At 59.0% G+C, this 26517-nt stretch carries 18 protein-coding genes; 16 read left to right on the top strand and 2 right to left on the bottom strand.

The window, feature by feature from the left end:
• The first annotated feature begins 57 nt into the window (after window positions 1-57).
• The 8 genes from NBG89_RS20205 (at window position 58) to NBG89_RS20170 (ending at window position 15718) form a co-directional block, all read left to right on the top strand.
• Window positions 58-960, top strand: coding sequence for a DMT family transporter (locus NBG89_RS20205; protein WP_431323914.1), 903 nt, complete (start codon window positions 58-60; stop codon window positions 958-960).
• 465 nt (window positions 961-1425) lie between these two features.
• Window positions 1426-2817 (top strand): nucleotide sugar dehydrogenase, encoded by a 1392-nt coding sequence (locus NBG89_RS20200; RefSeq protein ID WP_431323913.1) that lies wholly within the window; start codon window positions 1426-1428, stop codon window positions 2815-2817.
• A 111-nt stretch (window positions 2818-2928) separates the two neighbouring features.
• Window positions 2929-4584, top strand: a complete 1656-nt coding sequence (locus NBG89_RS20195) for a glycosyltransferase (RefSeq protein ID WP_431323912.1) — start codon at window positions 2929-2931, stop codon at window positions 4582-4584.
• 10 nt (window positions 4585-4594) lie between these two features.
• Window positions 4595-5725 carry an HlyD family efflux transporter periplasmic adaptor subunit gene (locus tag NBG89_RS20190; RefSeq protein WP_431323911.1) on the top strand — a complete coding sequence of 377 codons (1131 nt, stop codon included), beginning with the start codon at window positions 4595-4597 and terminating at the stop codon, window positions 5723-5725.
• Between the two features lie 86 nt (window positions 5726-5811).
• The gene (locus NBG89_RS20185) at window positions 5812-9555 is read left to right on the top strand and encodes a NosD domain-containing protein (protein WP_431323910.1); all 3744 of its coding nucleotides are present in this window, start codon (window positions 5812-5814) and stop codon (window positions 9553-9555) included.
• Window positions 9552-10721: an alginate lyase family protein gene (locus NBG89_RS20180; protein WP_431323909.1), complete on the top strand. Its 1170-nt coding sequence runs from the start codon at window positions 9552-9554 to the stop codon at window positions 10719-10721. The genes NBG89_RS20185 and NBG89_RS20180 overlap by 4 nt, the downstream gene beginning before the upstream one ends.
• On the top strand, window positions 10718-13663 hold the full coding sequence (locus tag NBG89_RS20175; protein WP_431323908.1) for a tetratricopeptide repeat protein: 2946 nt from the start codon (window positions 10718-10720) through the stop codon (window positions 13661-13663). The genes NBG89_RS20180 and NBG89_RS20175 overlap by 4 nt, the downstream gene beginning before the upstream one ends.
• A gap of 273 nt (window positions 13664-13936) precedes the next feature.
• Window positions 13937-15718, top strand: coding sequence for a tetratricopeptide repeat protein (locus NBG89_RS20170; RefSeq protein WP_431323907.1), 1782 nt, complete (start codon window positions 13937-13939; stop codon window positions 15716-15718).
• 246 nt (window positions 15719-15964) lie between these two features.
• On the opposite strand, the gene NBG89_RS20165 is transcribed toward NBG89_RS20170, so the two are convergent.
• The gene (locus NBG89_RS20165) at window positions 15965-16996 is read right to left on the bottom strand and encodes an IS110 family transposase (protein ID WP_099086550.1); all 1032 of its coding nucleotides are present in this window, start codon (window positions 16994-16996) and stop codon (window positions 15965-15967) included.
• 161 nt (window positions 16997-17157) lie between these two features.
• Between NBG89_RS20165 and NBG89_RS20160 the strand changes: the two genes are divergently transcribed.
• Together NBG89_RS20160 and NBG89_RS20155 are read left to right on the top strand one after the other, a co-directional pair.
• Window positions 17158-18213: a hypothetical protein gene (locus tag NBG89_RS20160; RefSeq protein WP_431323906.1), complete on the top strand. Its 1056-nt coding sequence runs from the start codon at window positions 17158-17160 to the stop codon at window positions 18211-18213.
• 24 nt (window positions 18214-18237) lie between these two features.
• Window positions 18238-19530, top strand: coding sequence for a tetratricopeptide repeat protein (locus NBG89_RS20155; protein ID WP_431323905.1), 1293 nt, complete (start codon window positions 18238-18240; stop codon window positions 19528-19530).
• Between the two features lie 36 nt (window positions 19531-19566).
• Here the strand turns inward: NBG89_RS20155 and NBG89_RS20150 are convergent, their stop codons facing one another.
• Entirely contained in the window at window positions 19567-20433 is an 867-nt protein-coding gene (locus NBG89_RS20150; protein WP_431323904.1) for a hypothetical protein, read from the bottom strand.
• A gap of 417 nt (window positions 20434-20850) precedes the next feature.
• Here NBG89_RS20150 and NBG89_RS20145 point away from each other — a divergent pair, with 417 nt between their 5' ends.
• The 6 genes from NBG89_RS20145 to NBG89_RS20120 all read left to right on the top strand — a co-directional run bounded on the left by NBG89_RS20145 (window position 20851) and on the right by NBG89_RS20120 (window position 26320).
• Window positions 20851-21222, top strand: a complete 372-nt coding sequence (locus tag NBG89_RS20145; protein WP_431323903.1) for a hypothetical protein — start codon at window positions 20851-20853, stop codon at window positions 21220-21222.
• Between the two features lie 85 nt (window positions 21223-21307).
• Window positions 21308-21664 (top strand): hypothetical protein, encoded by a 357-nt coding sequence (locus NBG89_RS20140; RefSeq protein WP_431323902.1) that lies wholly within the window; start codon window positions 21308-21310, stop codon window positions 21662-21664.
• Between the two features lie 72 nt (window positions 21665-21736).
• Window positions 21737-22774, top strand: a complete 1038-nt coding sequence (locus NBG89_RS20135) for a LacI family DNA-binding transcriptional regulator (RefSeq protein ID WP_431323901.1) — start codon at window positions 21737-21739, stop codon at window positions 22772-22774.
• Window positions 22775-23103: 329 nt separating this feature from the next.
• Window positions 23104-24102, top strand: a complete 999-nt coding sequence (locus NBG89_RS20130; RefSeq protein ID WP_431324587.1) for a Gfo/Idh/MocA family protein — start codon at window positions 23104-23106, stop codon at window positions 24100-24102.
• 11 nt (window positions 24103-24113) lie between these two features.
• On the top strand, window positions 24114-25016 hold the full coding sequence (locus NBG89_RS20125; protein ID WP_431323900.1) for a sugar phosphate isomerase/epimerase family protein: 903 nt from the start codon (window positions 24114-24116) through the stop codon (window positions 25014-25016).
• A 65-nt stretch (window positions 25017-25081) separates the two neighbouring features.
• A complete protein-coding gene (locus NBG89_RS20120; RefSeq protein ID WP_431323899.1) occupies window positions 25082-26320 on the top strand; it encodes an ABC transporter substrate-binding protein in 1239 nt (412 codons plus the stop codon).
• Window positions 26321-26517 lie beyond the last annotated feature (197 nt).

Genomic DNA, 26517 nt, shown 5'->3' with positions numbered 1-26517 from the left:
ACATGGCGAACTTCTTGATAGGCATTATCCATAAGATGTGATCCCTGCCACACGCCAATGCTCCAACGATTCGATGACCACCCCGCGAGCCCACTCGTCGGAATTGCGCTCGCCTGCTCCGGCTATTCGCTGTTTGCCATTCAGGACGCGGTGGTGAAGTGGCTTGTGGCCGACTACGCGGTCCCACAGATCCTCTTTATGCGCAGCATCCTGATCGCCGTTATCGCCGGCATCATGGTTCGACGGCTGCGGCATCCTTCAATACTGAAAAGCCCGCACCGGAAATCTCTGTTGTTGCGTGCAGGGCTCATGCTCGCCGCCTGGATGGCCTATTATTCGGCTGCCCGCGACCTCGGTCTTGCCGAGATCACGACGATGTATTTCTCGGCACCCATCATAGTAGTGCTGCTCTCGATCCTCGTCCTCAAGGAATATGTCGGGCCGATGCGCTGGTTGGCATGCATCGGTGGATTCGCCGGTGTGGTGCTTGCCGCCGATCCTGCAGAAGCGCCAAGCCTTGTGCCGGCTGGAATGGTCATCTTCGCCGGCTTCTGCTGGGCATGGAGCACTGTGCTTGTTCGCCTCGTCAGCCGCACCGAAAGCACTCCGAACCAGATGATGGCGACAAGCTTTCTCTTCGCCGTCGCCTGCGGCGCGACGCTGCCGTGGTTGTGGAGGACGCCCGATCTTTTCGGCTGGGTGCTGATGATCGGTCTCGGCTTCGTGGCGGCGGCCGGCCAGTATCTGCTCTACGAGGGTTTTCGCCGTGCACCCGCGTCGACGCTTGCTCCGATGGAATATAGCGGCCTCGTCTGGGCGTTTCTTTACGGCTATCTCATCTGGTCGGACGTCCCGACGGTCAATGTCGTGGCAGGCGCGGTGCTGATCATTGCCTCCAGCCTAGCGCTTGTGTGGTGGGAACGTCGTCAGATGCTCTTAAGCCGCCGCCTGACTGCATAGTATTGGTCGCCACGCCATCCACCGGAGACACAGCAATGAGCGCTTCTGCGAAACAGCAGTAATACTTTCCATAGATAGTATCGGCGATACACTTTAATCATCTTGCCAAGTTCCAAAGCAAAATAACTTCATCTGCCCTGACTTGATCGTAAAAAAGCTAATAGTTAATCCATAAAAGCGTTAGAATTTGGCACTACTCGCACCCCCTGCACTCGATCAATCCTCATTGTAATCACTTGATTTAGCTCGCCTATTTTTAATAAAAGTATGATTCCTTCAAATTATATTATCTAATGCTAATTTTTATCTATTGCATACAGAGTTATTTGCGCTTAGCATCGCGCTTTACCGCGACAACAAAGACGTTCAACGAATTACGTCTGGTGGGGGTTTCCTTAACTGTAAGCGTGTGTCCCGACGAAAGAATTCGCCGGAGAATTCAACTGCGCGCAGACGAGGTTCCACATGGAAATCGAACTGAATTCCGCTCACCCTGCCGCCAAACAAAAAGTTACTGTTCTAGACGATTACTATCCGAGCGCCGAGACTGGTCGATATCGAGTTAGTGTCTTTGGCGCCGGTTATGTCGGTTGCGTTTTCTCCGCCTGCCTCAGCAAGGATGGCTTTGCCGTGATCGCTGTTGATCCAGACCGGTTCAAAGTCGAGCGTCTTGCCGAAGGTGAGCCCCCGATCGTCGAGCCGGGCCTGGATGAATTGCTGCACGCCGCCCATGCAATCGACCTGTTGAGCGCTACCCACTCCGCAGCCGACGCCATCAACGATACCGACATCTCTTTCTGCTGTGTCGGAACGCCGAGCCTGCCGGATGGCACACTGAACACCAACTACGTCCGTCAGGTCTGTGAAGACATTGGCAAGGCCCTGCGGCACAAAGCCGACTTTCATATCGTTGTCATGCGCTCGACGATCCTTCCCGGGACAATGGAGGAGCTCGTCATTCCCACACTGGAGAAAGCGTCAGGCAAGATCGCCGGACGTGACTTCGGCATTGCCTACTACCCCGAATTCCTTCGTGAAAGCACAGCAATCGCCGACTACTACAGACCCGGCGCCATCGTGTTCGGGCAGTATGCAGACGATACGCGCTCCATTGCGGCGCTCAAGACTCTTGTCCGCCACATTGGCGTCACACCGCATGTCATTCCAATGCGCAGTGCCGAAATCGTCAAATACGCCAATAACTGCTGGCACGCCGTCAAGATCAGCTTCTCGAATGAGATCGGCAATATCTGCAAGGCCAAGAACATCGACAGCCATGTCGTCATGGATGTGCTGTGTTCCGACACACGCCTGAACATATCCCGGGCCTATATGAAGCCGGGCTTCGCCTATGGCGGTTCCTGCCTTCCCAAGGACCTGCGAGCTCTGACGGCACTCGGCCGTTCGATGAACGTGCCGACACCGATATTGGACGCCGCAAGGCTCGCCAATACCATGCAAATCGATCACGCCCGTTCGCTCGTCGATGGCGCATCGCATGAGGCAATCGGCTTCATCGGTGTGACCTTCAAGGCGGATACGGATGACCTCAGGGAAAGCCCGCTGCTCGAACTCGTCGAAGGCTTTCTTGGCAAAGGCAAGGACGTGTCCATCTACGATCCGAATGTTGCCAGGGATGCCAACCAGGGCCGCAACTTCCTCAAGCACATCGCGCCGCTGCTAAAGGACACCATCAAGGATGTCATCGCACGATCCGAGGTCATTGTTGTTGGCAACAAGTATCCCGGTCTCATCGATGCAATCGAGACCGCCGGCAAACCGATCACAGTCATCGATCTGGCGCGTATCGAAGAGCCGGAAAACAAAAGCGTCATCTACCACGGCCTGTGCTGGTGACGTGTTGACGCTCGCCGCCTGGCGCGGCCGGCGCTCATATTCAAACAGACGCAAAGGGGAAGTCGGAGCGCTTCTCGCCGCATGGCTGCGGGAACATCGAGGCAGGAACCGATGGCAGGAATGCAATATGCCGATGGCTACGTGCCGGTTGCAGCACCAGTAGATCGTCTGCTGGCGCCGTCGTCCGACGGATGGGACGCCCGATCCGCTTCGTGGCTTGTCGCCTGGAGTGAAACCCTTGAAGCACATCTCGCCTATATTGCTCTGGTCTTCTGCATCGCTTCGATTACGCCATTCGATAGTCTTGTCGGCGCTCATTCCGGTGCCCTCTTCGGTCTCGGTTTCCTTGCCGTCTGGCGCTACGGTTGGGGCCTCACGCATTTTGTGCGCTCCAACATCTACCGTTCGATCGTCTTTCCAAAGATGCGCGCCGAGGCCGAGGATGCAATGCGCAGGAGCGCCGACGCGCTCGGTGATCAGCACGTCTTTTTCCTTGTCACCAGTTTCCGCATCGACAGCGATACGACGGCCGCCGTTTACCGCGCTGCGTTTGAAGCCGCAATGCGCGCGCCCGGTGGCGCGACCGTGGTCGCTTCCATTGTCGAAATGGGAGATCAGCGCCTCATCACGTTACTCTACAAGCTGATCTGCGGCGAGGACACCGATATTCGCCTCGTTATCACTCGTATCGCAGGCACCGGCAAACGCGATGCATTGGCCTATGGTTTCCGCGCGATTTCTCGGCAGGAGCCGAAGGCCGACGATGTGGTGGCCGTCATTGACGGCGACTCTATCGTTCCACCTGATCTTGTCAGCAAATGCGTGGGGTTTTTCCGCGCCGATAACAGTGTTGGCGCGCTTACGACAGATGAGGTCTCACGTGTGCACGGCAAGGCAAAGTTCCATATCTGGTACAGCCTGCGCTTTGCGCAGCGTCATATCCTCATGTCGTCGAATGGGTTGTCGCGAAAGGTACTGACACTGACCGGCCGCATGTCGATGTTCCGGGCGTCGATCATCTGCAACCCCGATTTTGTCAGGCAGGTCGAATCCGATTACGTCGATCACTGGCGGTTCGGCCGCCTGAAGTTCCTGACCGGAGACGATAAGTCGAGCTGGTTCTGGTTGCTGCGCAACGGCTTCAGGATGCTCTATATTCCCGACGTCGTCGTCGCGACCGTCGAGCAGCCTCCGTCCAAACACTTTCTGCCGGCCGCAACGCAACTGATGGTGCGCTGGTTCGGCAATATGCTGCGCACGAATTCACGGGCGCTGGCATTGGGGTCATCCAAGGTCGGCTTCTTCACGTGGTGGACGATCTTCGATCAACGCGTCTCGATGTGGACCTCGCTGGCGGGGCTGGCAATGGTCCTCCTCGTCGGACTGTTCGAGACACCGTTTGCCTTTCTGATCTACCTTCTTTGGGTGCTCGCCACGCGTTACCTTCTGACGCTGATGCTATTCAATTCGCGCCGCCGCGTTTCGGCCTTCTATCCCTTCTTCATCTATTTCAATCAGATCTACGGATCGATCGTCAAAACCTACATTTTCTTCCACCTCAACAAGCAAAGGTGGACGCGCCAGAAGACGACACTTGCAGATAGCCGGACACGCTTCGAAAGCCGCGTGCGCGAGGTTTCGTCAGCGCTTGTTCATCTCTTCGCGATCACGCTTTTCATAACGATTGTCGCCCTCGTCCTGGGACAATTGGCAATTCCTGACGCATCCATACTTGCGATGGCTTACGGGCTGGACCCGATAAATTGAGGGAGTGGATATGAACGTCGTAAAATTCGAGGCGGATGTACACCGCCAGCACGCACGCTACAAACTCCCGTTGAAATGCGTCATCGACGGGTACCGGTACAACTGTCTCGACTGGTCGGTCGGCGGTATAGGCGTCGCGACCGGAAAGACGGTCCTGCCCGAATTCAAAACGTTCCCGATCGATCTTGAATTCCCTTTCGATGGCTTTGTCTTCACGCTAAGGGTCGATGCGCAGGTTCGCTATTGTGACCCCACGAAGGGGCGCACCGGCTTTCAGTACATGTCCCTAACGGGGGAACAACTCCGTTTTCTGCGTTATGTGCGCGATGCTCATCTGACCGGCGAAGTGGTCACACTCAACGATGTTCTCGACCTGTCGAGCCGGTTCATCGACCCCCGCAGTCGTAAAAAGGATCCCAGCCCGCAGGACCAATCCGCCGGCCAGAGATACAAGGCGGTTGCCAAGAGGTCGTTGCGCATCGCGTTGCCGGTGGTACTCGGCCTCGGAGTCGTGTTTTTCCTGTGGGGTGCGCTTTATCAAAAGCTTTGGACCTTCAGCGCGGACGGTTCGCTGGTGACGATCGATTCAGCGGCCGTGATCGCCCCGTCGGACGGGATCGTCACAAATATCGTGACACAAGGGGCCGTCAACGCCGGTGACCCGGTGGCGACTATCCTGCCGACAGCCAACAACCGCAGCGTTACCGTGCTCGCCCGCTGTGACTGCACCATTCAGGACGTTCAGGTCGGATTGGACAGCCAGGTCCGAGCCGGACAACGGCTTCTTTCTCTCAGCATGCGGAATGCCAAGCCGCACGTCGTCGCAATGGTCGACTATTCCCAAGCGCTGCGCCTCTATAAGGGCGCCCGTGTTCTGGTCGAGTTGCCGCATGGCGAGAAAATCTCGAATGCGACCATCCGGGAGCTGCCGAAGCTTACAAGCACTGATCTGGCGTCCGGAAACAAGATCCCGATCAACATCGACGTCAGGGATGCCAATCTCTCATCCATCGTGGGAACGCCCGTGACAGTGCGATTTGTGCAGTCGCCGTGGGCAACCGCAAGCCTGCCGGAAATGCTGAAGAACGTCATCGGCATAACCGGCAAAGACAGCCAAACTGCCGCCGAAACCAATGGATGAACGAGCGCTCGTGTCGGTGAAACATCTAAGGACAAAGCGCGTGAGATAAGTTCGATACCGCGCAAAGGACGAGGGAGTTAATGCGCATGAGCACAAAACGATACCTCGCCGGATTGACCGTCTCGATCTTGACCGTGACCGCGCTCTTCGGCGCAGTCGGGACGTATCCTGCGTTCACTCAGACGTCGGATGGCGCTCAGCAGATCGTCGAGAAAATCCGGCAATCTGTTCTGGATGTCGACAAGGCCAGGACGCCTGCCGAGCGGATCAAGGCTTATGACCGCGCCCGCGGCCACCTCGCCGCACTTTCGGTGAGCGCGGAAGGTGGAGATGCGGCTGCTAAAGCGAGCATTGCCGACCTAAAGGCCGACGGCATTACTGGCGACGTGGTCACAACAGGAACGCTCAGCGCCACGCTCTCAAGCCTGACTGACAAGGGCACCGATCCAGATGCGCGCGTCACGACGAGGCTAAGGATCGACGATCTCATCGACGCCCTGTCGGCGCCGGAACTCAAAGTATCGGCGCTGGCCGACTATGCGCGACAGATCGCGAGCGACCACGATGCCGCTTTGACCCTTTTGGAAAGAGCAATCGATGTCAGCACACAGATCGCCTCGGCTGAAGAGAAGAATGCGGCGCTCAATAACATCGCCCAGGTTGGCGCATACGTCGAACCGAAGCTGACCTCGAACATCATCAACAAGGCCGTCGGCGGCATGTGGCCAGCGCGCATGCGTGGATTTGCCCGCTATGATATCGCCCTGCGGCTGCTCGGCGACAAGAAGCTCGGCAAGACGGCGATCAAGGACGCCAAATTTGACGACATCTCGGCTGCGATGAAGGCGGAACTCAAGGCTGGCAGAATCGAGCCGGCCCTGCTGCTGGCTCTCGCCGTCGATCCTCAGTCCTCCGAACACCGGGCGGACGTCGTCAACGAGGTCTTGAGCGCAGCCCTCACGGCGAATGCAGTAAGCCTGTTTCCGGTCTTTGCCACAAGCCTCGCTGATCGAAGTGATCAGGAAGATCTCATCGTCCGCATCGTCAAGAACCGTGTCGATGCTGACCGCCTGATCGATGCGACGGCAATGACCGACGTCATGGAAACCGGACCAGGGCTTGCGGAGATCGACTTCACCCTTGCTGCCGAATTTAATGACCGTGGCCTGGCGAAGATGGCGTCCCAGCAATATGACCGTGGCAGGGAGATCGTCAAAACGCTCAACGGTGACGCGAAGGAAGCAGCGCTCATTGCCGCTATCAGCGGAGCGACCGACCTCAGGCGCTTCGATGACGCGCAAGCCTTCGCAGATCAGCTGACCGACATGAAGGGCGCGTCGAACGCCCTGGGAAACCTTGCCAAGGCGCTCGCAGACAGCGACGATTTGAAGAAGGCTGAAGCACTTCTTCCGAAGATCACCACCCTCAAGGACCGCGAGCAGGCGCTCTCGGGGATAGGCCGCGCCAAGGCGCGAGAGGGAGATCTCGATGCCGCAACGAAGATCGCCGGCGAGATAACAAACGACGAAGACCAAGGCCGTGTGAAGTCGGAAATTGTCCGCGTCTTGGCACGCAATGGCAAGATCGACGACGCAATCGGTCTGGCAGGCTCCATCAAGGAACCCGAATATCGTGTCGAGGCGCTTCTTCGGCTTGCCAAGGAGATATCTGCGAAGGACGGAGCAGAAAAGGCGGCCGATGTCGTTGACCAGGCGATCGCCTATGCAGGCAAAGTGGACAAGGCAGACCAGCGAGATGACCTGTTCTTCGACATCATCGACTACTTATCAAAGTCCAACCAGATCGAGCTTGCAAAGAGGCTCGTTAGCAGGATTTCCGACGAGAAGCTGAAAGCGAAAGCAGCAGGACGCATCGCGAGCCGGGCTGCGTTGTCGGGTGACAGCAAAAGCGCCGTCGCCTATTTCGACAACCAGGTGGCTGGCAGCGACGAGCGGCTGAAAGCCGAGGTGATGATCGCGGTGGCCAGCGATCCGGACTACGTCAGGACGGCCATTCTCGTCACCCGGGATATTCACGATCCGATGCTGCGAGTGCGCACATTTCGGGCCATTGCCGAGGCGCAGTTACGCCACCTCGATAGGCTCGGTTGGGGGTTGGGGAAGGGTGAGCCGCCGGACTACAGGGACTGGCTGAACAAGGTGTCATTGCAGGCGAAAGACGAGGACCTGCCCCAATCCTCAAAGGCCCTCTTCAGTGATGGCCGCATGTCGCTTCGCACGACAGCCCTGATGAGCGCTCCGCTCAGCAAATATGGATATCCCGACATAGCCAAGACGGCCGCAACGACGCGCTCGATGCTACCGCTGCCGACACCGGGGCGGGTATCAATAACGTTGGGAAACCTTAGCCCTTACGAAAGCAAATTCATGGAGGATCTTTCCGGCGGATTTACCGGTCTTTCCCATGCCGCGCGCGCGCAAGGACTTCTCTATCCACGACTTATCGTCATTCAAAGCGGCATCTATACACTCGGTAGTCTTGCAATGCAGCTGGACAGCGCCGCTGGCGAGCCGTTGGTCGAAAGGGAAGGCGACATCATCACGCTTCGCGCGCCGCTGCTCGTTAGCGAAGGCGCCGCGTTGATCCTGTCCGGCCAGGAGGCATCGGTCTATCGCTTGTCGGCCACTGCTGGTGCGTTTGTCGCGGTTGGCGGCAAACTCTTCATTCAGGACACGACGGTGACATCCTGGGATGAGGTGCTGCAGAAGCCACGCAATTCCACCAAAGACACGCGCGAGGTCTTCCGGCCCTTCATCGTTGGCTGGAGCAACTCCGAAATGTACATTGGCGGATCGGTCCTGGATTCGCTCGGATACGCGGCATCCAAATCATTCGGGCTCACCTTCTCGGCCGGCCCGAAGACGATCGCCAAGGTCCGCGAGCAATTGCGAAATCCAACGGGCATCGTCGTCGAGAACTATTTTCATAACTTCGAATACGGCTTCTATTCCTACGAAGCCGATGACATCTCGCTGATCGGCAACGAATACGCAAGCAACGTCCTTTATGGCGTCGATCCGCACGACCGCTCGCATCGACTGCTCATCGCGCTCAATACAGCCCATGACACGATGGTGAAGCACGGCATCATCATTTCGCGGAGCGTCGATGCCAGTTGGAAGGTCGGCAACGTCGTGTTCCACAACAAGGGCTCCGGCCTGATGCTCGACCGCGACAGCGTGGACAACCTTGTCTATGGCAATCTTTCCTTTGAGAACGACCAGGATGGCCTGACCTTCTTCGAAAGTAGCTGCAATCTCGCTGTCGCCAACGCCTTCATCGACAATGGTCGCTCCGGTGTGCGCATGCGCAATAGCTGGGACATCGCCGTTTATGACAACGCCATCGTCGGCAACAAACTCGAGGCCATCAGCGGCTACATCAGCGACCTGTCGCTTGCAGAGGGCGAGCACAAGCGCGATCTGGTGATGGACCCCTATGTGCCGCTGACGACCTTTGCGGCGTCAGACAATATGATTTCAGCGAACGGCAAGGGAATAAAAGCTGCCGGCGTTTCGGGTCTCACATTGGCAAAGAACGAATTTCGCAACCAGGAGGGGCGTCTGCTCGACGGCGACACACGCCCCTTCGAGGGGCATGTCCTGCGCTTCAACGGACATCAGGACGTGGCAATCGCATCGACTTGCCGTCCGCAGCGGCCGGCAAACTACGAATGCGCTTTCCGGCAGGCGGGGTTCCTGGGGGAGAACGACGCACTTTTCTTTGACAGCAAAACGGCCGGCAATTGCACGGACGCCCGCGGCTCGGTGCAATTCGAAAGTTTCCATGGAAAAGGAGACAACACTTGAAAAATGCGGCTCGTTCTCTCTTCGCGGTTCGTAACGGCATCGCCCTTGCCGCTGCCATTGTCAGCGCAACAATGTTGCCGAACTCGACGCAGGCATCCGCAAGTCAGGCTGCGAACGGCGGCTATCAAGGCCTGTTTGACGTGAAGGCACGCAAGGCCTTTCTCGCACAAAATCCGTCATCCGATGCGCATAGGGCCTGCCTTGCGGTCGACGCCGACGCCAAGTGGGGCAGCATCGAGATCATCAAGGGCCTGACGACCACAGAAGGCTACGGCACGGACCGGTCCGGCAACGAGTACGCCTGGGCGGTCATGGTTCTGTCCGGGCGAGCACTCGCTGGAGATAAACGCGCCGAGGAAATGCTCAAGACCTTTCTTCTGAAATGGGCCGATGCCGACGCATTCTCCGAAACCGAGAAAGTTCACGATGCCTACTATGCCCTGAAGCGTCTGATGCTGCCGACTGTGGTGGCTTATTCGATCATCCGCGACGGGCTCAGCGATGAAGAAAAGCAGAAGCTGATCGCCTGGATCGATCCGCTGGTTCGACGCACAGATCAGATCTTTGAGGGAAGCGTCGACTACAACAACCACCGCTATCTTGCCGACAGCGTCCTGATGGCCTGGGGCAGCCTGACCGGTGACCAGGAACTCTACCAGAAGGGGATCGACCGCTTCCACGTCATCCTGGACGATGCCCGGGCCGACGGCAGCCTGCCTCTGGAAACCCGTCGCGGTGCCCGCGCGCTCTGGTACATGCGCCAATCGCTGACCAGCATGACCGTCATGGCTGAAATCGCAGCCGGCGGCCAGGACGACTTGTTCGATGCTACCGCGACGGCCGATGGAAAGAAGAAATCCATGTGGACGGTCCTGTCCTACTGGATGAATGGCATGACCAATCCGATCCTGGTCAACGCCTACTCCGCCGAAAACTACATTCCGGGGCCGGAACAGGATTTCATGAGGCCGGATCTCGGCTTCCTGGAAAACCGCGGCAACGGACGCCACTATCTGGCGTTCCTCGAGGCGCTCGCCGTTCATGAGCCCGCAAACTTCACGCAGCGGCGCGCAGGCGCTCTGCTTGAACGAGAAGGCGCAAATGAACGTCCTCTCATCGATGAATTCGCCGGCGGCAACGCCACATGTTTCTGGAGGCTGGGATGACAGCACGCCTGAAGCATCTGTCGGTTTTGCTTGCGGCAACCTGTCTGGCCTTTTCGATGCCGATGGTGGCATTCGCGGAACTGACAGCGACACCAGCGGAACAGGTCGATCTGCTGATCCAGCAGAGCGATGGTGAAGGTCTTGTGAAAATCGCCAAGCAGCTACGTGGCGGCGTGGCGGTATCGGCCGATAATTCTCTGAGGGTTCCGAACTTCGCCAAGGCCCGCCAGGCCCTTGAGACCGCCGTGACCCTGCCCGGTGCCAGGCAGGCGGAAGCAAAGCTTCTGCTGGCCAAGATGATGCTGGCGGGTGAGGGAGGTCCGGTTGACGCCGATCGCGCGCTCACCTTGCTGGATGACGTTATCAAGACAGGCAGCGCCGAAGCAGCTTTTATCCGTGGTCAGAAGCTGGCGGTATTTCCGAACCGCGTTCAGGAAGCGCGCGACAGCCTCAATCTTGCTCTTCGCCTCGGTGACGGCGCGGCGGCATTCGAGCTGGCGAAGCTTCCCGGCGCCACACCGGATGAGGCTGCGGCGATGACGAACTTCGGCCTCAACCTGCTGCGTCAACGTGCAGCAAGGGGCGATGCGGGCGCCGCCTTCGATCTCGGCGGATATTACCGAAGGCTGTCGGACAAGCCCGAGGATCAGAAAGAGGCTCTGGCCTGGTATCGAAAGTCCGCGCAACTGGGCCAGCTGACGGCAGTTGTCTGGGTCGCACGTCTGCTTGGCGAACCTGAAACGCCACTCTTCGATCCTGCCGCCGCTGTCGAACAATACCAGGCAGCCGCCAACGCCGGATCCATCGAGGCCGCACAGGAATTGGTGCGCGACTTTGCCGACGCCGGTGCGTTGAACGTCCCACCGCATGTCTATGATATGTGGATTGCCAGGCTGATCGACGCCAGGGACGCGACGGCGGTCCTCTATTATTCCCAGGCATTGCAGGAAACGGCCGAGCAACGCAGGCGGTCGTCGGACCAACTGTACGAAGCGACAATGGCCGGCGATGTTGCCAATGATGATCTGATCCGGATTGGCGAAAGCTTTCGCGACGGGGCAAGCGTCGTCATCGACCAGACGCGCGCCGCAAATATTTTCCGGCTCGGGGTCAAGAATGGCTCCAATGCCGCCCTCACGAGATTTGCCCATCTGGTCATTGAGGCCCCATCGTTGAGAAGCAAGGAAAACGTTGAGCTGGCAGTCAAAAAGCTGAACGAGCTGGCCGCGAAGGGAAGCGTTACCGGCCAATTGCTGCTGGGCGACATATACGCCAAGGGCGTCCTTGGAGAGATCGACGAAACGAAGGCAATTGACCTCTATCGCCGAGCCCTTGCCGCGTCCGAGTCGGTCGAGGTGCTCAATCGCCTGGCCGAGGTCTATCTCTCATCAGCCGATATCAACAAGCGCAAGAAAGCCTTCCCCTATATCGAGCGCGCGTCGCGAGCCGGCAGCGAGAGCGCCATGCTGAAGGAAGCCGAGGCCTATGCCGACGGCGAAATCGTCGGGCAGGATTTCGACCAGGCCGTCACACTCTACAAGAAGGCAATCGCGCTTGGCGCCACCGATGCCCTCGTCAGCCTGGCGAACCTCTACCTCTCCCGTGGCGGGCAGACTGCGTTTCGTGACGCGCATGAGGCCTTCTCCGACGCGATCGCTGCCGGGAACCGGGAAGCGCCTGTTGAAATGGCGCGGTTCCTCAAGGCAAATGGCAAGCTGGACGAAGCGATCGAGCGATTGACGACTGCCGCGCGCAAGAACAACAGCCCGGCGGCCGTTGCGCTTTACGAATACGTGTCCGGGCGGGCGCAAAATCCAAATGTCGGGGCAGGGTGGCTACGCCTGGCCCTGAAGACGGCGAGCGACGTTCCACGCGAGAAGGTGCATCTCGCAAGCGCCATGCTGAAGCCATCGGATATCCGCCTGAACCTTCAGGCGGCCTCGATGCTGCGCGAACTGGCGGGTGCCAAGATTCCCGGCGCCGCCGTTGCCCTGTCAAATGTCTACATTGAAGGTAAGGGGGATGCCAAGGATGTCGCGACCGGCCTCGAACTCCTGGAGCAGGCATCTCAAAAGGGGGACGTCGATGCCCTGCTGAAACTTGGCGACCTTTACCTGGACGGCAAGTATGTCGATAGCGATGGCGAGAAAGCCATTGGCTACTACCGTGCGGTGATCGCCCTCCATCCGGACGACCCCGGCGCCAACATGCGCATGGCTCGCGCCTATCGGGAAGGGCGGGGCGTCGAGCGCAATCTCGCTGTCGCGGCAGCTTACTTGAAGATTTCCTCCGACGCGGGAAGCCGTATGGCAACGCGCGACCTTGGCCTCGCCTATGTGTGGGGCAGCGGTGTCAAACGGGAGGAGGAAAAGGCCGTTCGGCTGCTACGCTCTGCGGCCGAGCACGGCTATGCGTTTGCCTGGCACGACCTTGCGGAGACATATGGTGCAGCGATCGGACCTGCGGTCGATGCATCGCAGAACTTCCGCCTGAATATGCGCGGTGCCAAAGAAGGTGACGCATCCGCGATGATCGGTGCAGGTATCGCGCTTCTATCCGGTTTCGGCACCCAGCGTGATCCCGAGGCAGGCCTCCTCTGGCTGGAGCGGGCTTCGGCCAGCACGGGATGGGATGCTCCCGACGCCATGTACAGGCTGGCCGAGGTCTACAAATACGGCATCGGTGTCGACAAGGATCCGAAGAAGGCGCGCCAATGGGAGCTGCGAGCCGCGAATGCAGGCAGCACCACCGCGATGTTTCATCTCGCTCTGGAGCTGGAAGCCGACAACACCGACGCCAGCAAGGCCGAGGCAATCAAGTGGCTGCAGAGAGCGCGCGCTTTGCAGCATGTTCAAGCTGCAAAGAAACTCAAAAAAATGGGAGCGGGAGAGATGTCTTCCGTAGCGTCGCAGGGGATCGAAGATGATGGTGTGGAAGAGTGAGCGCCAACGCAGCGTCACATTTCGCAAGCGAATACCACGTCGATTGGTGGGTGGTTTGACCCTGGAGGGACCCCGGGGAAGCCATCCACGAATCCTCGCATGCACCGCTCTCATCGTGCCGGCCTGGAGCGATCGTGAACTCGGGCCGGCCAACAACTGGGTCGTCCTGGTGAGAAACGAGATTATCGCGCGGGCACGCCAGCGTGTGGTCGACAGAATGAGATCGGCACAAGACGAGGGTGACGACGGTCCGAAGCAATAAGGTAGCGTTTAATGTCGAACGGAAACGAGATTTGGAGCGCGGCCGACGGCCGACGGCTTGAAAGCTTCCGAAGAACCATCCTCGCTGCAGCGCTTGTCGTCTGTGCGCCCGTTCTGGTGGCGAACGCCATCGCTGCGACTGAGACCTTGATCCCCCTTAGCCCGGATTTCGACTACTCACATATCTGCGTCGCGCCGCCTGCCGTGCCTGCGCCGCGGAACTGGAGCCGCTGGGATGGCAAGAACCCGGCCACGCTCTCGCCCGACGACATGCTGCAGGACGCGCAAACGCTCTTCGACCCCTACAGTCTCTATCAGAGAAGTCCCGCGACCGCTGAACGCCTTGCCGTTTACCTGAGCCAGCTACCTTTTGCCGGAGCGGGTCGAGCGCTCCATCTCTACGGCCGTATTCTTGCAGACGATGACAATGCGTCTCTGCGCGCCGATGAAATCATCAGGGTCGAGACGGAGGCAATCAAACGCGGGACGATCGAGGCGGGCACCTTTCTTGGCAAGCTCTATCGCAAAGGCGAGGTCGTGCCGGCCGACGTCAGGAAGTCACAGGCATATCTCAATGCGGCAGCAAATGCCGGCGATCCGAACGCCGAACTCGAGCTTGCACGTCTTTACCACCGCAATCCACAACTCGCCGAGACCGCCGACGCCAGCCGCCTCTATCTGAACCGGGCGATCTCGAAAATGTCCGAGAGATTGGGCACTGGCGATTGCAGCGTCCTGACCGGCTTCGCCGATATCCTGATCGACCCCGATTTGGGGCTCGACGACCAGCAGACCTCGGCACAATGGTTGCAGGCTGCGGTGAAACTCGGTGATGTCAGGGCAATGTCAACGCTCGCACGCAGATACCTGCAAGACAGCGGCGTTGGCGCCAATCAGCAACAGGCGATCGCACTCTTGAGGCAAGCATCGGTGCTTGGGCATTCGGCAAGCCGGTTGACCCTTGCTGGCCTCCTGCTTTCAACCCCACCAGAAGGAAGCGGCAAGAGCGAAGCATTCAGACTGCTGGCTCAGGAGGCGGAGCGCGGTAACCCGCGCGCTTATGAAATGAAGGCAGCTTACTATCGCGGAGCCTATGGGGCCGGAGCCGATCCTGGTCTCGAGCTGCAGAGCCTGCAGAAGGCGGCCGTGCTGCCAGACGTCAGCCTGCGCACATTGGAGCAACTCGGCATCATCTATGCCCGCGGCAGCGCCGGCGCACCGAATTTCGAACTCGCCAAGCAGACGCTGGTGAAGGCTGCCGATCTTGGCTCGTCTCGTTCCGCCTTCGAGCTTTACAACCTCGCGTCGGGTGAAAAGCCGTCGATAAAACTCGACAAGGATCCTTTGACATATCTGAAGGCGGCAGCCGACGGCGGCCTCGGCATTGCGATGAGCGAGCTGTCATCGCTCTACTTCTGCGGAACGGGCGTCGAGAAGGACCGTGCCGAGGCGCGTGTCTGGCTCGAGAAGGCCGCAACAGCCGGCAACGCAGCAAGTCTTTTGACCCTTGCAGACGAGGCCTTTTCCAAGCGCACCTCAGACGGCAACGCAGCAGCCCTCCAATTTCTGACGCAAGCAGCCGAGCAAGGCAACGTCGAAGCCATGATGCGGGTCAGCCTGTCTTACCGTGACGGCCGGGGAACGGCCAAGGATGCGGCTGCGGCCGACACATGGTACCAGCGCGCGATGATAGCTGACCCCGGAGTCGCGACACTGACACAGGCGCAGGCGGTTTTGTCGCCTGATCCCCCCGAGGAGCGCGATGCCATAAAGGCGAGAGTAATGCTTCTGTAATGGGCCTTTGTTCGTCAAGTCCCTCTGAATGATTATCTCGTCGCTGAGGCCATGCTTCTGTCCGTGGTCAGCACGAAGACCGCCACACTATGCCATCAGATCAACAAGCCGACAGGTCAATCTAGAAAGCGTGCTTCGCCGAAGCGGTCACAGCACTACACACGACCTTGCCAAGCCTGCGTCCCAGCGACGGGACCTCATCAGACGCAAGCCTTGCACTTGCCCGCGTCAATCACGTAGCTCTCTTCATGCCGCCATAGGGTTTGCGCTCCAGCGAAAGTCCGTCGCATCCATCCACATGCGGTGAAGTACGACACCCAGTTTGCGTGCGAGGGCAACCTTCGCGCGCTTCATCCCGCGACGCCTGGCCACATCGAGCGCCCAGCGCTTTAGACTGGAAAAGCGCGTCGCCCGCGTCAGCATTATGTGCGCAGACTCGAACAATGCGGTTCGCACCATCGCGTCGCCGACCTTGCTGACACCGCCATCGCGATCAGTTTCGCCGGATTGATATTTCTTCGGCGTCAGCCCGAAGTAGGCACCCACTGTGCTGGACTTTTCGAACCGGGCTGGATCATCGACCGCGGAGCGGTAGGTCAGCGCAACCAAGGCACCGACACCCGGCGCACTCATCAGCCGTTGGCAAACTCTGTCGGCGCGGGCGATCCTGAGCATCTCGCGGTGCAGCTTCGTAAATTCGCTCCACAGCGCTGCTCGCGCCGTCAGCATCGCGTCAATCACCATCGACAATATCGCATGCCCTGCAATCAGTTCGCGGATGCGCGCCTCGAAACGCCCTCGGCTGACTTCGCCGACCTTTAATCCATAGCCACGCAGGATACCCCGGATGCTGAGCTCGACGTCGAGCAGCTTGGATTGCAGAAGCTTGCGGCCAACCAGGAGAGCCCGAGTGTCCTGGGCCGGCGACGATTTGGCGTGGACCGGACGATACCACCCCATGCGGAGCAGTTGCGCGATCCCCCGTGCATCCTTGCGGTCGGTCTTCACCGTCATCGCCGAAAGCGCCGCCTTCACATGCCGCGTTTCCAGCAAAACCACCTCATGACCCGCAGCAACGAGAGCCGCGTGTAGCCATTGGGACAACGGCCCCGCTTCAAGGCCGATGCGCTCTACCGGAAAGTCCAGTTGATCAAAATACCCGACCAGGCATTCAGGCTCGCTGCCTACCTTGACCTCGCGAACCAACTTGCCCGTCGCGTCGACCACGCACACGCTGCTCTCTTTCAGCGAGACGTCGATTCCTGCATAATATTCCATGGCTGTTCCTCTCATGATGCTTGAGGCCGATCGCTCGGACCTCGTTTCCAAACATCATCATTCTGAGGGACAGCCACCCAACTGGCTACTCATGAGACGCCGGCCCATTACGGCATCTGGAGGCATCAGCCCAGACCGGAAATCCGGACCTGCTCTTCGAGTTGGCCAGGCTTTACATCGATCCCGATCCGACGCTCGAACCGGATCCCAAGAAGGCCACCGGCCTTTTCGTCGAGGCAGCGTCCAAAGGCAGCATCTCTGCAATGCTGCGGCTGGTGGACATGAAGGTAGCCGCCGCTGAGGGTGGCGGGGCGGATTGGCAGCGATGGCTCACGCGCGCGAACGCGACAGGCGATTTGCGCGCGCTCCTCAAGCAGGCCGAAGTCGAAAGCGATGCCGATCGGAAAGCCGCCATGTTCAAAACTGCCCTCGGCCGGCCGCTCTGCCTGGGGAAGGAAAAGATACAGGTCGCGTTGGCGATAAGAACCGTGCCTCAGTTTAGGCAGGATTATCTCGATCTCTTCGATCAGGTGATGGCCGAGCCAATGAAGGATCCAGGCACGCAATACCAGGTTGCCCGTTTCCTGCTGGACGAACGGCCGGCCGAAAAGGCAAGGGCAATCGAGTTCATGAAGGCCGCCGCCGAGGGTGGAAAGCGGGAGGCCATGCGCGAGATCGGCCGCATGTATAGCACCGGCGAGGGTCTGCCGGTGGATGCGAAGAATAGCTACATGTGGCTTCTGAAAAGTGCACGGCTCGGCGACGAAGGAGCCTTGCAAAGCCTGGTGACGGAAATTCTGTCGCAGCAGACCGCGCTCGACGATCCGTCAAGCGGCGACGAGAAGGTGGAAACGCTGCTTCGCGACCTGGCGGCGCAGAATTCCCCACAGGTCGCAACGCTGCTCTCCAGGCTCTATCTGCGGCTATCCGAAGGCAGTCCCGCATTCACGCAAGCAGCAAAAACCTGGACCTTGAAGGCAGCAACGCTCGGCAATGGCGCCGCCATGCTCAAGGTGTCCGACTTCTACGCGGCTGGCACCCACGGGTTCGAACACTCCGATACCAGGAGCACCGAATGGCTGTCGAGGGCGGCACATGCCGGCTACCGCGGCGCTTTCGAGAAGTATGCAATCGCGTTGCAGATCGGCTTCGGCACAAAAGCCGACACCGAGGAGGCACAACGGTGGCTGAGCAAGTCGACTGACGTGGCAAACTGAACAGTCAATGCAGGAGTCGGAACCATGAAGGCCATCCTACGCATATCGCTGACCGTTCTGATGGCAACAGCAACGACAGCGACCGCCGAGGCGGCCAAGATCGCAAAACCGACGCCGCGACCCGTGGTCGAAACATACGCGAATTGGGAAGAATTGCGGATCGCAAAGGGTTGGCCCGAGGTCAATGCGGCAGTCAAGCTGCCCTTGCCCAAACGCCTGTTGATCGCCACAGCAGCGTTGACCGCACCCGACCGAAAGGTACGCGATCCCAACTACGGCTTCGCCATTCTGCTGGCTGCTCCAACGTCAAGAGATGCCACACGGCTTCTCGCCAAAGGCGTTCTGATGAACGACTATGTCTTCGGGGACAGGACGCCGGCCGTCCTGCGCTCACTTGCGGCAGAGGCGATGCGAGGGTGCAAGAGCTGTGTGGCGGCCTACGGATTGATTCAGTACGCCGGGCTGGACGTCCCACAAAATGACGCGGTCGCCTACAAATGGTACCGATGGGCAGCCGTTGTCGGAAACGCCAAGGGTATCGAGGCGACGTCGCTTGCTCTTGCCGAAGGTCGTGGTACCCCCAAGAACATTCCCGAGGCGAAGAAATGGGCCGCTCGCCTTGAGCCGGCGCGCCGGGCAAAGCTTTACACCGAGATTGCCAAGCGCATCGTGCTCAGCAAGACGCCCGAGGATGTGGCGGCAAGCTCCGAGTTGCTTCTGCAGTCGATGGCGCTCAATCCGCTGGACGCAGGCAGGCCCGCGAAGCAATTGCTCAATCTCGACTACCCGCAGTCCATACAAGACGAAGCAATGGCTGCCATCCGGGCGCAGGGGCGAGCAGCCGACCCAAATGCACTCAAGATCATGGCGCAGGTTTTGTGGAAAAGGGACAAGCCGGAGGCTGTCAACGAGGCGATTTCGATATTCCAGTCCCTGGCGGAACGCGGCAACGCCGATGCCATCGATTACCTCTCAAAGGCTCTCGCGCGCTCAGATGTCGACAAGGGCAGAAAGGATCTGATCGTCGCAAGTCTCCAATCGGCTGCAGCCAGCGGATACGCGTCCGCCTCAAAGGTCCTGGGTGATGCCTACTATTACGGGACGGGCGTCACTGCCTCACTTGAAACAGCGCAGACCTATCGCGAAGGCGCAGCCAAACAGAATGATCCAGAGGCCCAATACCTGCTCGGCATGATGATGCTTCAATCGAACGACAAACCGCAGGATGATGCCGCCGGTCGACAATGGCTGGAGAAGTCGGCGGCAGGCGGATATCCTCTGGCGCGCGCCGCACTCGAAAAGCTGTCGTCCAACTGAGCCCTGACATGCCCGGCCACCGGGCGAAAGCAACGCTCAGCAGCCGGCTAGCGGCTCGAGTTGAACCTTGCCTGTCTTCTTTTGCTTATTTTCGGCATCGCTCTGCGAGGAGTTGCCGCACACCTTTCCTTGCGGCCCACGTTCTGCGCGCACGACCGCTACGCCGACCTTGCGAAACCTATTGCCGTAAACGTCGTTGTTGATGCCATCCTTGTCACTGTCCCCACCGAGGCGCACCCCCGCGCCACGCACGTCGCTGACGGTATTGTAGCGGAAAACGTTATTGTTACCGCGGGAATCGAAGCCGCCGGAGTTCTTGTCCTTCTGACCGGAACATTGGTTATGCTCGATGACGTTGCGGCTTGATCCTTCCTTGATATCCACGCACTCGTTGCCTTTGGTGTCGATGATATTGTGATGAACATGGTTGGCATCCGAGGCATCGACGGATCGGTCCGGAGCCCCGTGGGCTCCCCGCTGCTCCGGCGCCGTGCCGATGTAGATGCCCTCGCCATTCTTACCGCCGTCCCCGAAAGCGAAGTCGTAGCGGCCGCAATTGCTGATCTGCGAATAGGCAATCTCGTTTCGGCGCGTCTGGTAGCGGAGCCTGATGCACTCTCCCCCGGCATTCTTGACGGACATGCTCAATATCCGCAGGCCCGTTACGCCATCTCCACGCGTCTTGCCGATCACGTAGATCAGCTTGTCGCGGTAGCTCCGCTTGGTGTTGCCGGCGCCAAACCTGCCATCCACGGTGAAGCCGCGCAGTTCCGTATAGTCGTGGTTGATTTCGATCACTCGCGCAGCGCCGCCTCCCTTGACGATTGCCGACCGCGGACCAGTTATCACGATCGGCTTTCCGGGCTTGCCGTCTCGGACCGTCTTGAAGTCTTGATAGTACACTCCGGGTCTCAGCCGGATCACGTCACCGGGCCCTGCCCTGTCAAGAGCGGCCTGGATACTGTGCGGCGGCGACGGCGAAACATCAATTGTGGTTGCGAAACTCGTATCGACGAAGGCTGCGCAACCACAGAAGAGCGAAAAGCAGCTGACAAGAAAAGGCGCCAAAGATCCATGAGTCATTGTGAACCTCTTCGCAATCATCAAAGGATTTAACCGACGACGGAAACAGCGTTTCCAAGGCAAGATAAATACATGCTCTTGCCATTTGAGGTATTACCAGAATTTCTCATATGACTATGTCAAATCATTGATGAAGAACCAGATCCGATCTCGTTTTCTTCTTGCAACTCGAAAAAATCTTGTCGATCACCACAAGCTAATATAACTTTAATTTCTTGACGATGAAGGAGCTGCACCATGTTGAGACTATTCCTTGTTGCCTGCGCCCTGCTGTCGTTATCCGTGCCCAACGTTCTCGCCGACAGTCCATGGTACCGGATTATTCCGGTTCCAAATGCACCCGGCTGCAAGGTTCTTGCCGACCCTAGCGGCCGGCCTATTCAACAGCGTTACGAAAAAGGCGGCGCGCGCATCTACGCCATCGGTGGCAAGGCATGCCCGGAAAAATTCCCGGGAGAGAACTACGCCACGATTTCGACTGCGCGCTCGATTACGACCGACGGAAATTTCGCGCGCATCACAACCAAGACGCGCAAACTGGTGGTCACCCGCGGGGGCACCGGCAACAACTATACATTTGCAATAAACAAGCTCGATGTACCGAGATAACAGCGGCAGGCAGAATCGATATCTCCACCCTTGCGCTTTTCTCTCTTGCCAATGCCTCGCCCGCGTTTCGGCGAGGTATGTTACGTTGTCGCTGCAGAACAGTGGATCTTCTGCGAACAAAGAACTGTCGGGTGCCATAAGTGGTGCCGATACGGCTGCGGCCGCGGACGATCAGCTCAACCTCGACAGAAGGCCGGCTTTTGCGGTGATGGCGCTCTTCTTTATTCTTGGCTATTGGCACACTTCGGTGGTGGTTGCGACCGCCTGCGTCGTCGGTTCTGTCTTTCGGAATTGCTGCACCTGTTGCCGGCGTCACGACACGCGCGACTTGCCAATGCCATGGCGAAATCGATCGGAGCCGACGCCGGCGCGCCTTTCACAGCAATTGCTGCGCTGTCTACCTTCGCCCTGGCAGCGAATCAAGAAGAGCCGCCATCAATGATGCTTTCCGGAAACGTTTTAGTATGGCAGATAGGAGGGCAAAGCGTCCAATCCGGGAGGAAGATTGCCGCAGATGAAGGGAATTCGCCAACTCGCCAAGCATCTCGACATCTCGATAGGGACGGTTTCGCGCGCGCTGAACGGCAGGCCTGACGTCAACGAAGAGACGCGCAAGCGCGTTCTGGCCGCAGCCGAAGAGCTGGGCTATGTGGCGAACCAATCCGGACGCAGTCTCCGTCAGGGAACGACAAACGTCATCGGCCTGATGATCGAATCCAGCAAGGAAACGGTCGAAAACAGCGACAACTTCTTCCTTGGTGTCACCGGCGGTCTCCAGAGCGTACTTTCCCGTCACAAGCTTGACCTGCTCATGCTGCCGTGCCCGAATGACGAGGACCCTTACGAGTATTTGAAGCGGATGGTCGCGCGGCGAATCGTCGATGCAATGATCATTTCGGCCACCCAGCGCGTCGACAAGCGTATCGACCTTCTGGTCAAGGCCAAGATTCCGTTCGTCGCGCTCGGGCGCAGCACGTCCGGCGGCAACCATACCTGGATCGACCTTGACTTCGAGGGCGTCGCGGCCTGCGCCGTCGACCGCCTCGTGTCGAAGGGGCATCGCCGTATCGCGATCGCTGCGCCATCCAACGACATCAATCTTGGCTATATCTTCGTCGACGCCTATCGCCAGGCGCTCGAGCGGCACGCCATCGCCTATGATCCGTCGCTTGTCATTCGCGTCAAATCGAGCGAGCAGGGCGGCTATCAGGCTGGTCACGAAATGCTGCGGCTCGACAGCAAACCGACCGCGATCATCCTGATCTATGAGCTGATGGCGATCGGTCTTTATCGCCGACTCAACGAGGCAGGCATTGTTCCGGGCCGCGATCTCGCCGTCATCGGCTTTCGCGAGGAGCCGCGCGGCAAGTTCCTGCAACCATCGCTGACCTGTTTTCGCATGTCGCTGCGCGATCTCGGTGTCGAGCTTGCCGAAACCTTGCTGGCGACAATGCCGGCCTATGCCGAGCACTACCCCAAAGGCGCACGCAATACGATCTGGCCACTCGAACTGGCCCCCGGCGAGAGTGATGCTTTTTCGCTGAGCGCGTAGCCAGGAGGGCTCCTCGTTCTTTCCAACCTCGAGCTGCAGGCGGCGCAGCGATCGGTATTGCCGAACACTCTGCCCGGGATGTGCCGGTTGTCGCGACAAAGGTTTTGCGGGAAATTTTTCATGCTGCAGCGCCAGAGGAATTTGCCTAACGCCCCGCATTCGCAGGTGTTTTTCGCAGCATTTCATTCCGGTTCGGCCACTATTGACAGCAGGAAACGTTTCCGCCTAGTATCGTAAACGTTTACGGGATGCGTTTCGGGAGGAAAACCAGAAACGATCCACCGGAGGAAATCGTGATTTTGAATGCCGTTCTATGCGGGTGCGGAGCCATGTCCAAGGGCTGGTTGCGCGCCATCAAGGAGACCCCGGCGCTTGCAGCCGCCATAAAGGTCAAGGGCCTTGTCGATGTCAATCCGGCGGCAGCCGACGCACTCACTGCCGAGTTCGGCCTTGAGGGCGCTGTCACCGGCACCGATCTCGCCGACGTCATCGCCAGGTCCAGGGCCGACATCGTCTTCGACGTCGTTATTCCGACGGCCCGTTTCGACGTCGTCTCCACGGCGCTGAAAGCTGGCTGCCATGTTCTCAGCGAAAAGCCGATGGCAACCTCGCTTGCCGAAGGCGCCGCGCTGATCGATCTTGCTGCCGAGACCGGCAAGATCCACGCCATCATCCAGAACCGTCGCTTCATCTCCGGCGTGCGCCGTATGCGCCGCTTCGTCGAGAGCGGAGCGATTGGCGACCTGACCGCCATCCATTGCGACTTCTTCCTCGGCCCGCATTTCGGTGGTTTTCGCGAGGAAATGGACAACGTTCTATTGCTCGACATGGCAATCCATACCTTCGATGCCGCCCGCTACGTCGCCGACAAGAAGCCGCTCGCGGTCTATTGCATCGAGCGCAATCCGAAGGGCTCCTGGTACAAGCATGGCGCCTGCGCCAATGCGACCTTCGAGTTTTCTGACGATGTCGTCTTCACCTATCGCGGCTCCTGGTGCGCGGAAGGCGAGCGTACGAGCTGGGAAAGCGAATGGCGTCTCGTCGGCTCCAAGGGCATGTTGACCTGGGATGGCGCCGATACGTTCAATGCAGCGGTCGCCGGCAAGGATCCCGGCCTGCTGCATGGGTTTACGCCCGTAAACGTTCCCGAGCCCGCGCATGAGGAAGAGACGCACGGCCATGCCAGCGTCATTGCAAGCTTCGTCGAGGCGATCAAGACAGGCAAGCGGCCCGAAACGGCAAGTTCCGACAACATCAGAAGCCTCGCCATGGTCTTCGGCGCGATCGAAAGCGCCAAGACCGGCCAGCGGATTGAAATTTCAGCGTGAGGATTAGTGACGTGAGCAACCCTGCCAAGTCCATTCGTATCGGCACCATGGTGAGCGCCTCCAAGGGCGGCGCCGACAAGCGCATCGGCCAGATTGCAGAGATGGGCTTTGAAAGCTTCGAACCCTTCTTCTGGCAGACGACGAACGGCCAGAACCTGGCCGAACTCGGCAAGCGCTGCGTTGACGCGATCGGTGATCGCGACATCACGATCTCGACCCTCGGCATGTTCGGCAATCCTCTGGAAACGACCGAGATCGACCTGCAGACGCTACAGGGCTGGAAGGACTGCATCGACAATGCGCACCATTTCGGCGCGACCTGCATTGCTGGCTTTACCGGTCGCATCCGCAACAAGCCGCTGACAGACAGCCTGCCGCGCTACAAGGAAATCTGGAGCGAGCTTTCAAAGCGCGCCGCCGACAAGGGCGTCAAGATCGCCTTCGAAAACTGCGCCATGGACGGCAACTGGGCGACCGGCGACTGGAACATCGCGCACAACCCGGACGCCTGGGAACTGATCTTCAACGAAACGCCCGACGACCACATCGGCCTTGAGTGGGAACCCTGCCACCAGATGGTTTATCTGATCGAGCCGCTGCCGCAGATCCGCAAGTGGGCCAAGAAGATTTTCCACGTGCACGGCAAGGACGCGACGATCCGCTGGGACGTGATCAGGGAACACGGCATTTTCGGCAGGGAAAAGTTCGTCTTCATGCGCACGCCGGGCTTTGGCGACAGCAACTGGACCGACATCATTTCGGAACTGCGCCTTGCGGGCTGGTCCGGTTCGATCGACATCGAAGGCTGGCATGACCCGGTCTATCGCGACGCGCTGGAAATGACCGGTCAGGTCTATGCGCTCAACCATCTCAAGCATGCCCGGGGCGGCGACTTCGTCGTCGATCCGGCCTGATGTCATCGTGGTCGGCGAGGAGGAATCGCCGACTTCCGACAGGATAACCACAAAGGAGGAGAACCATGGCTATCCGCAAGTTTGCAATGATTGGCGCCCTGGCGCTGGCAGGCGTTTCGCTCTTCGGCCTGGCCGCCAAGGCCGAAGATGTCACCTTGACCCTCTGGTCGCTGGACAAGGATGTCCAGCCGGCACCGAATCTGGTGAAGGAATTCAACGCACTGAACAACGGCATCAAGATCGAATATCGCGAGATTCAGTTCGACGATGTTGTCAGTGAAGCGATGCGCGCTTATTCCACCGGTCAGGCGCCAGACATCATTGCCGTCGACAATCCCGAGCATGCGATGTTCGCCTCGCATGGGACGTTCCTCGATCTCACCGACATGATCGCCAAGTCCTCGGTGATCAAGAAGGACAACTATTTCCCTGGTCCGCTGAACTCGGTCACGTGGGACAGCAAGCTCTTCGGGGTACCGAAAGCAACCAATACGATTGCGCTTTACTACAATGTCGACATGTTCAAGGCCAAGGGCCTCGATCCCGACAAGCCGCCGCATACCTGGGATCAATTGGTGGATGCGGCCCGCAAGCTGAACGATCCGGCGAAGAACGTCTATGGTCTGGCTTTCTCGGCCAAGGCAAACGAGGAAGGCACGTTCCAGTTCCTGCCTTGGGCGCAGATGGGCGGGGGTGGCTATGACCACATCAACACAGCTGGCGCCGTCAAGGCGCTGGAAACCTGGAAGACCATCCTCGACGAGAAGCTTGCTTCGCCTGACACCCTGACCCGCGGACAGTGGGACTCGACGGGTACCTTCAATTCCGGCAATGCGGCGATGGTGATTTCCGGTCCGTGGGAACTCGAGCGCATGTCGCAGGAAGCCAAGTTCAACTGGCGCGTGACGCTGATGCCGGTGCCGAAGGACGGCGTCGAGCCGTCATCCGCGATGGGCGACTTCAACTGGGCGATCTTCGCCAGTACCAAGCATCCGGCCGAGGCCTTCAAGGCGCTTGAATATTTCGCTTCACAGGATGACAAGATGTTCAAGAACTATGGCCAGTTGCCGGCCCGTTCGGACATTGCCATTCCGCCGACCGGCAACGAGAAGAAGGATGCTGCACTCAAGGTATTCCTGGAGCAACTGAAATACGCCAAGCCGCGCGGTCCGCATCCGCAATGGCCGAAGATCTCTAAGGCGATCCAGGACGCAATCCAGTCCGCGCTGACGGGGCAGGCCACGCCGCAGGCTGCGCTCGACCAGGCAGCCGAGACCATCAAGGGTATCCTCGGCGAGGGCTGAGATCGGCCTGACGTGCCGCTGGATGGTGGTCTGGCGGCACCGCCAAGGACACGGATTGTCGTGTCCTTGTTCGTCGGACATCTTCCTCTCAAGGGAGAGGGTGGAGACTGTGGTGGCGCTACCTCCCGGCACTCTCTGCTCTTGCTTGCGCGGCACCGATCTTGACGTCGCGGTTCGGCAAGCATCTGCTCTCTTCC

The sequence above is a fragment of the Rhizobium sp. YTU87027 genome, assembly GCF_050644135.1.
Lineage (GTDB): Bacteria > Pseudomonadota > Alphaproteobacteria > Rhizobiales > Rhizobiaceae > Rhizobium.
The sequence above is the reverse complement of the archived record's forward strand: the minus strand, read 5'-3'. Positions and strand labels throughout refer to the sequence as shown.

Bases quoted from the DNA above. Each gene is read 5' to 3' on its own strand.
- NBG89_RS20145 (WP_431323903.1), top strand. From the start codon at position 20,851: ATGTTGAGACTATTCCTTGTTGCCTGCGCCCTGCTGTCGTTATCCGTG.
- NBG89_RS20200 (WP_431323913.1), top strand. From the start codon at position 1,426: ATGGAAATCGAACTGAATTCCGCTCACCCTGCCGCCAAACAAAAAGTT.
- NBG89_RS20170 (WP_431323907.1), top strand. From the start codon at position 13,937: ATGTCGAACGGAAACGAGATTTGGAGCGCGGCCGACGGCCGACGGCTT.
- NBG89_RS20195 (WP_431323912.1), top strand. From the start codon at position 2,929: ATGGCAGGAATGCAATATGCCGATGGCTACGTGCCGGTTGCAGCACCA.
- NBG89_RS20130 (WP_431324587.1), top strand. From the start codon at position 23,104: ATGTCCAAGGGCTGGTTGCGCGCCATCAAGGAGACCCCGGCGCTTGCA.
- NBG89_RS20190 (WP_431323911.1), top strand. From the start codon at position 4,595: ATGAACGTCGTAAAATTCGAGGCGGATGTACACCGCCAGCACGCACGC.
- NBG89_RS20175 (WP_431323908.1), top strand. From the start codon at position 10,718: ATGACAGCACGCCTGAAGCATCTGTCGGTTTTGCTTGCGGCAACCTGT.
- NBG89_RS20155 (WP_431323905.1), top strand. From the start codon at position 18,238: ATGAAGGCCATCCTACGCATATCGCTGACCGTTCTGATGGCAACAGCA.
- NBG89_RS20120 (WP_431323899.1), top strand. From the start codon at position 25,082: ATGGCTATCCGCAAGTTTGCAATGATTGGCGCCCTGGCGCTGGCAGGC.
- NBG89_RS20165 (WP_099086550.1), bottom strand. From the start codon at position 16,996: ATGGAATATTATGCAGGAATCGACGTCTCGCTGAAAGAGAGCAGCGTG.
- NBG89_RS20185 (WP_431323910.1), top strand. From the start codon at position 5,812: ATGAGCACAAAACGATACCTCGCCGGATTGACCGTCTCGATCTTGACC.
- NBG89_RS20135 (WP_431323901.1), top strand. From the start codon at position 21,737: ATGAAGGGAATTCGCCAACTCGCCAAGCATCTCGACATCTCGATAGGG.
- NBG89_RS20205 (WP_431323914.1), top strand. From the start codon at position 58: ATGCTCCAACGATTCGATGACCACCCCGCGAGCCCACTCGTCGGAATT.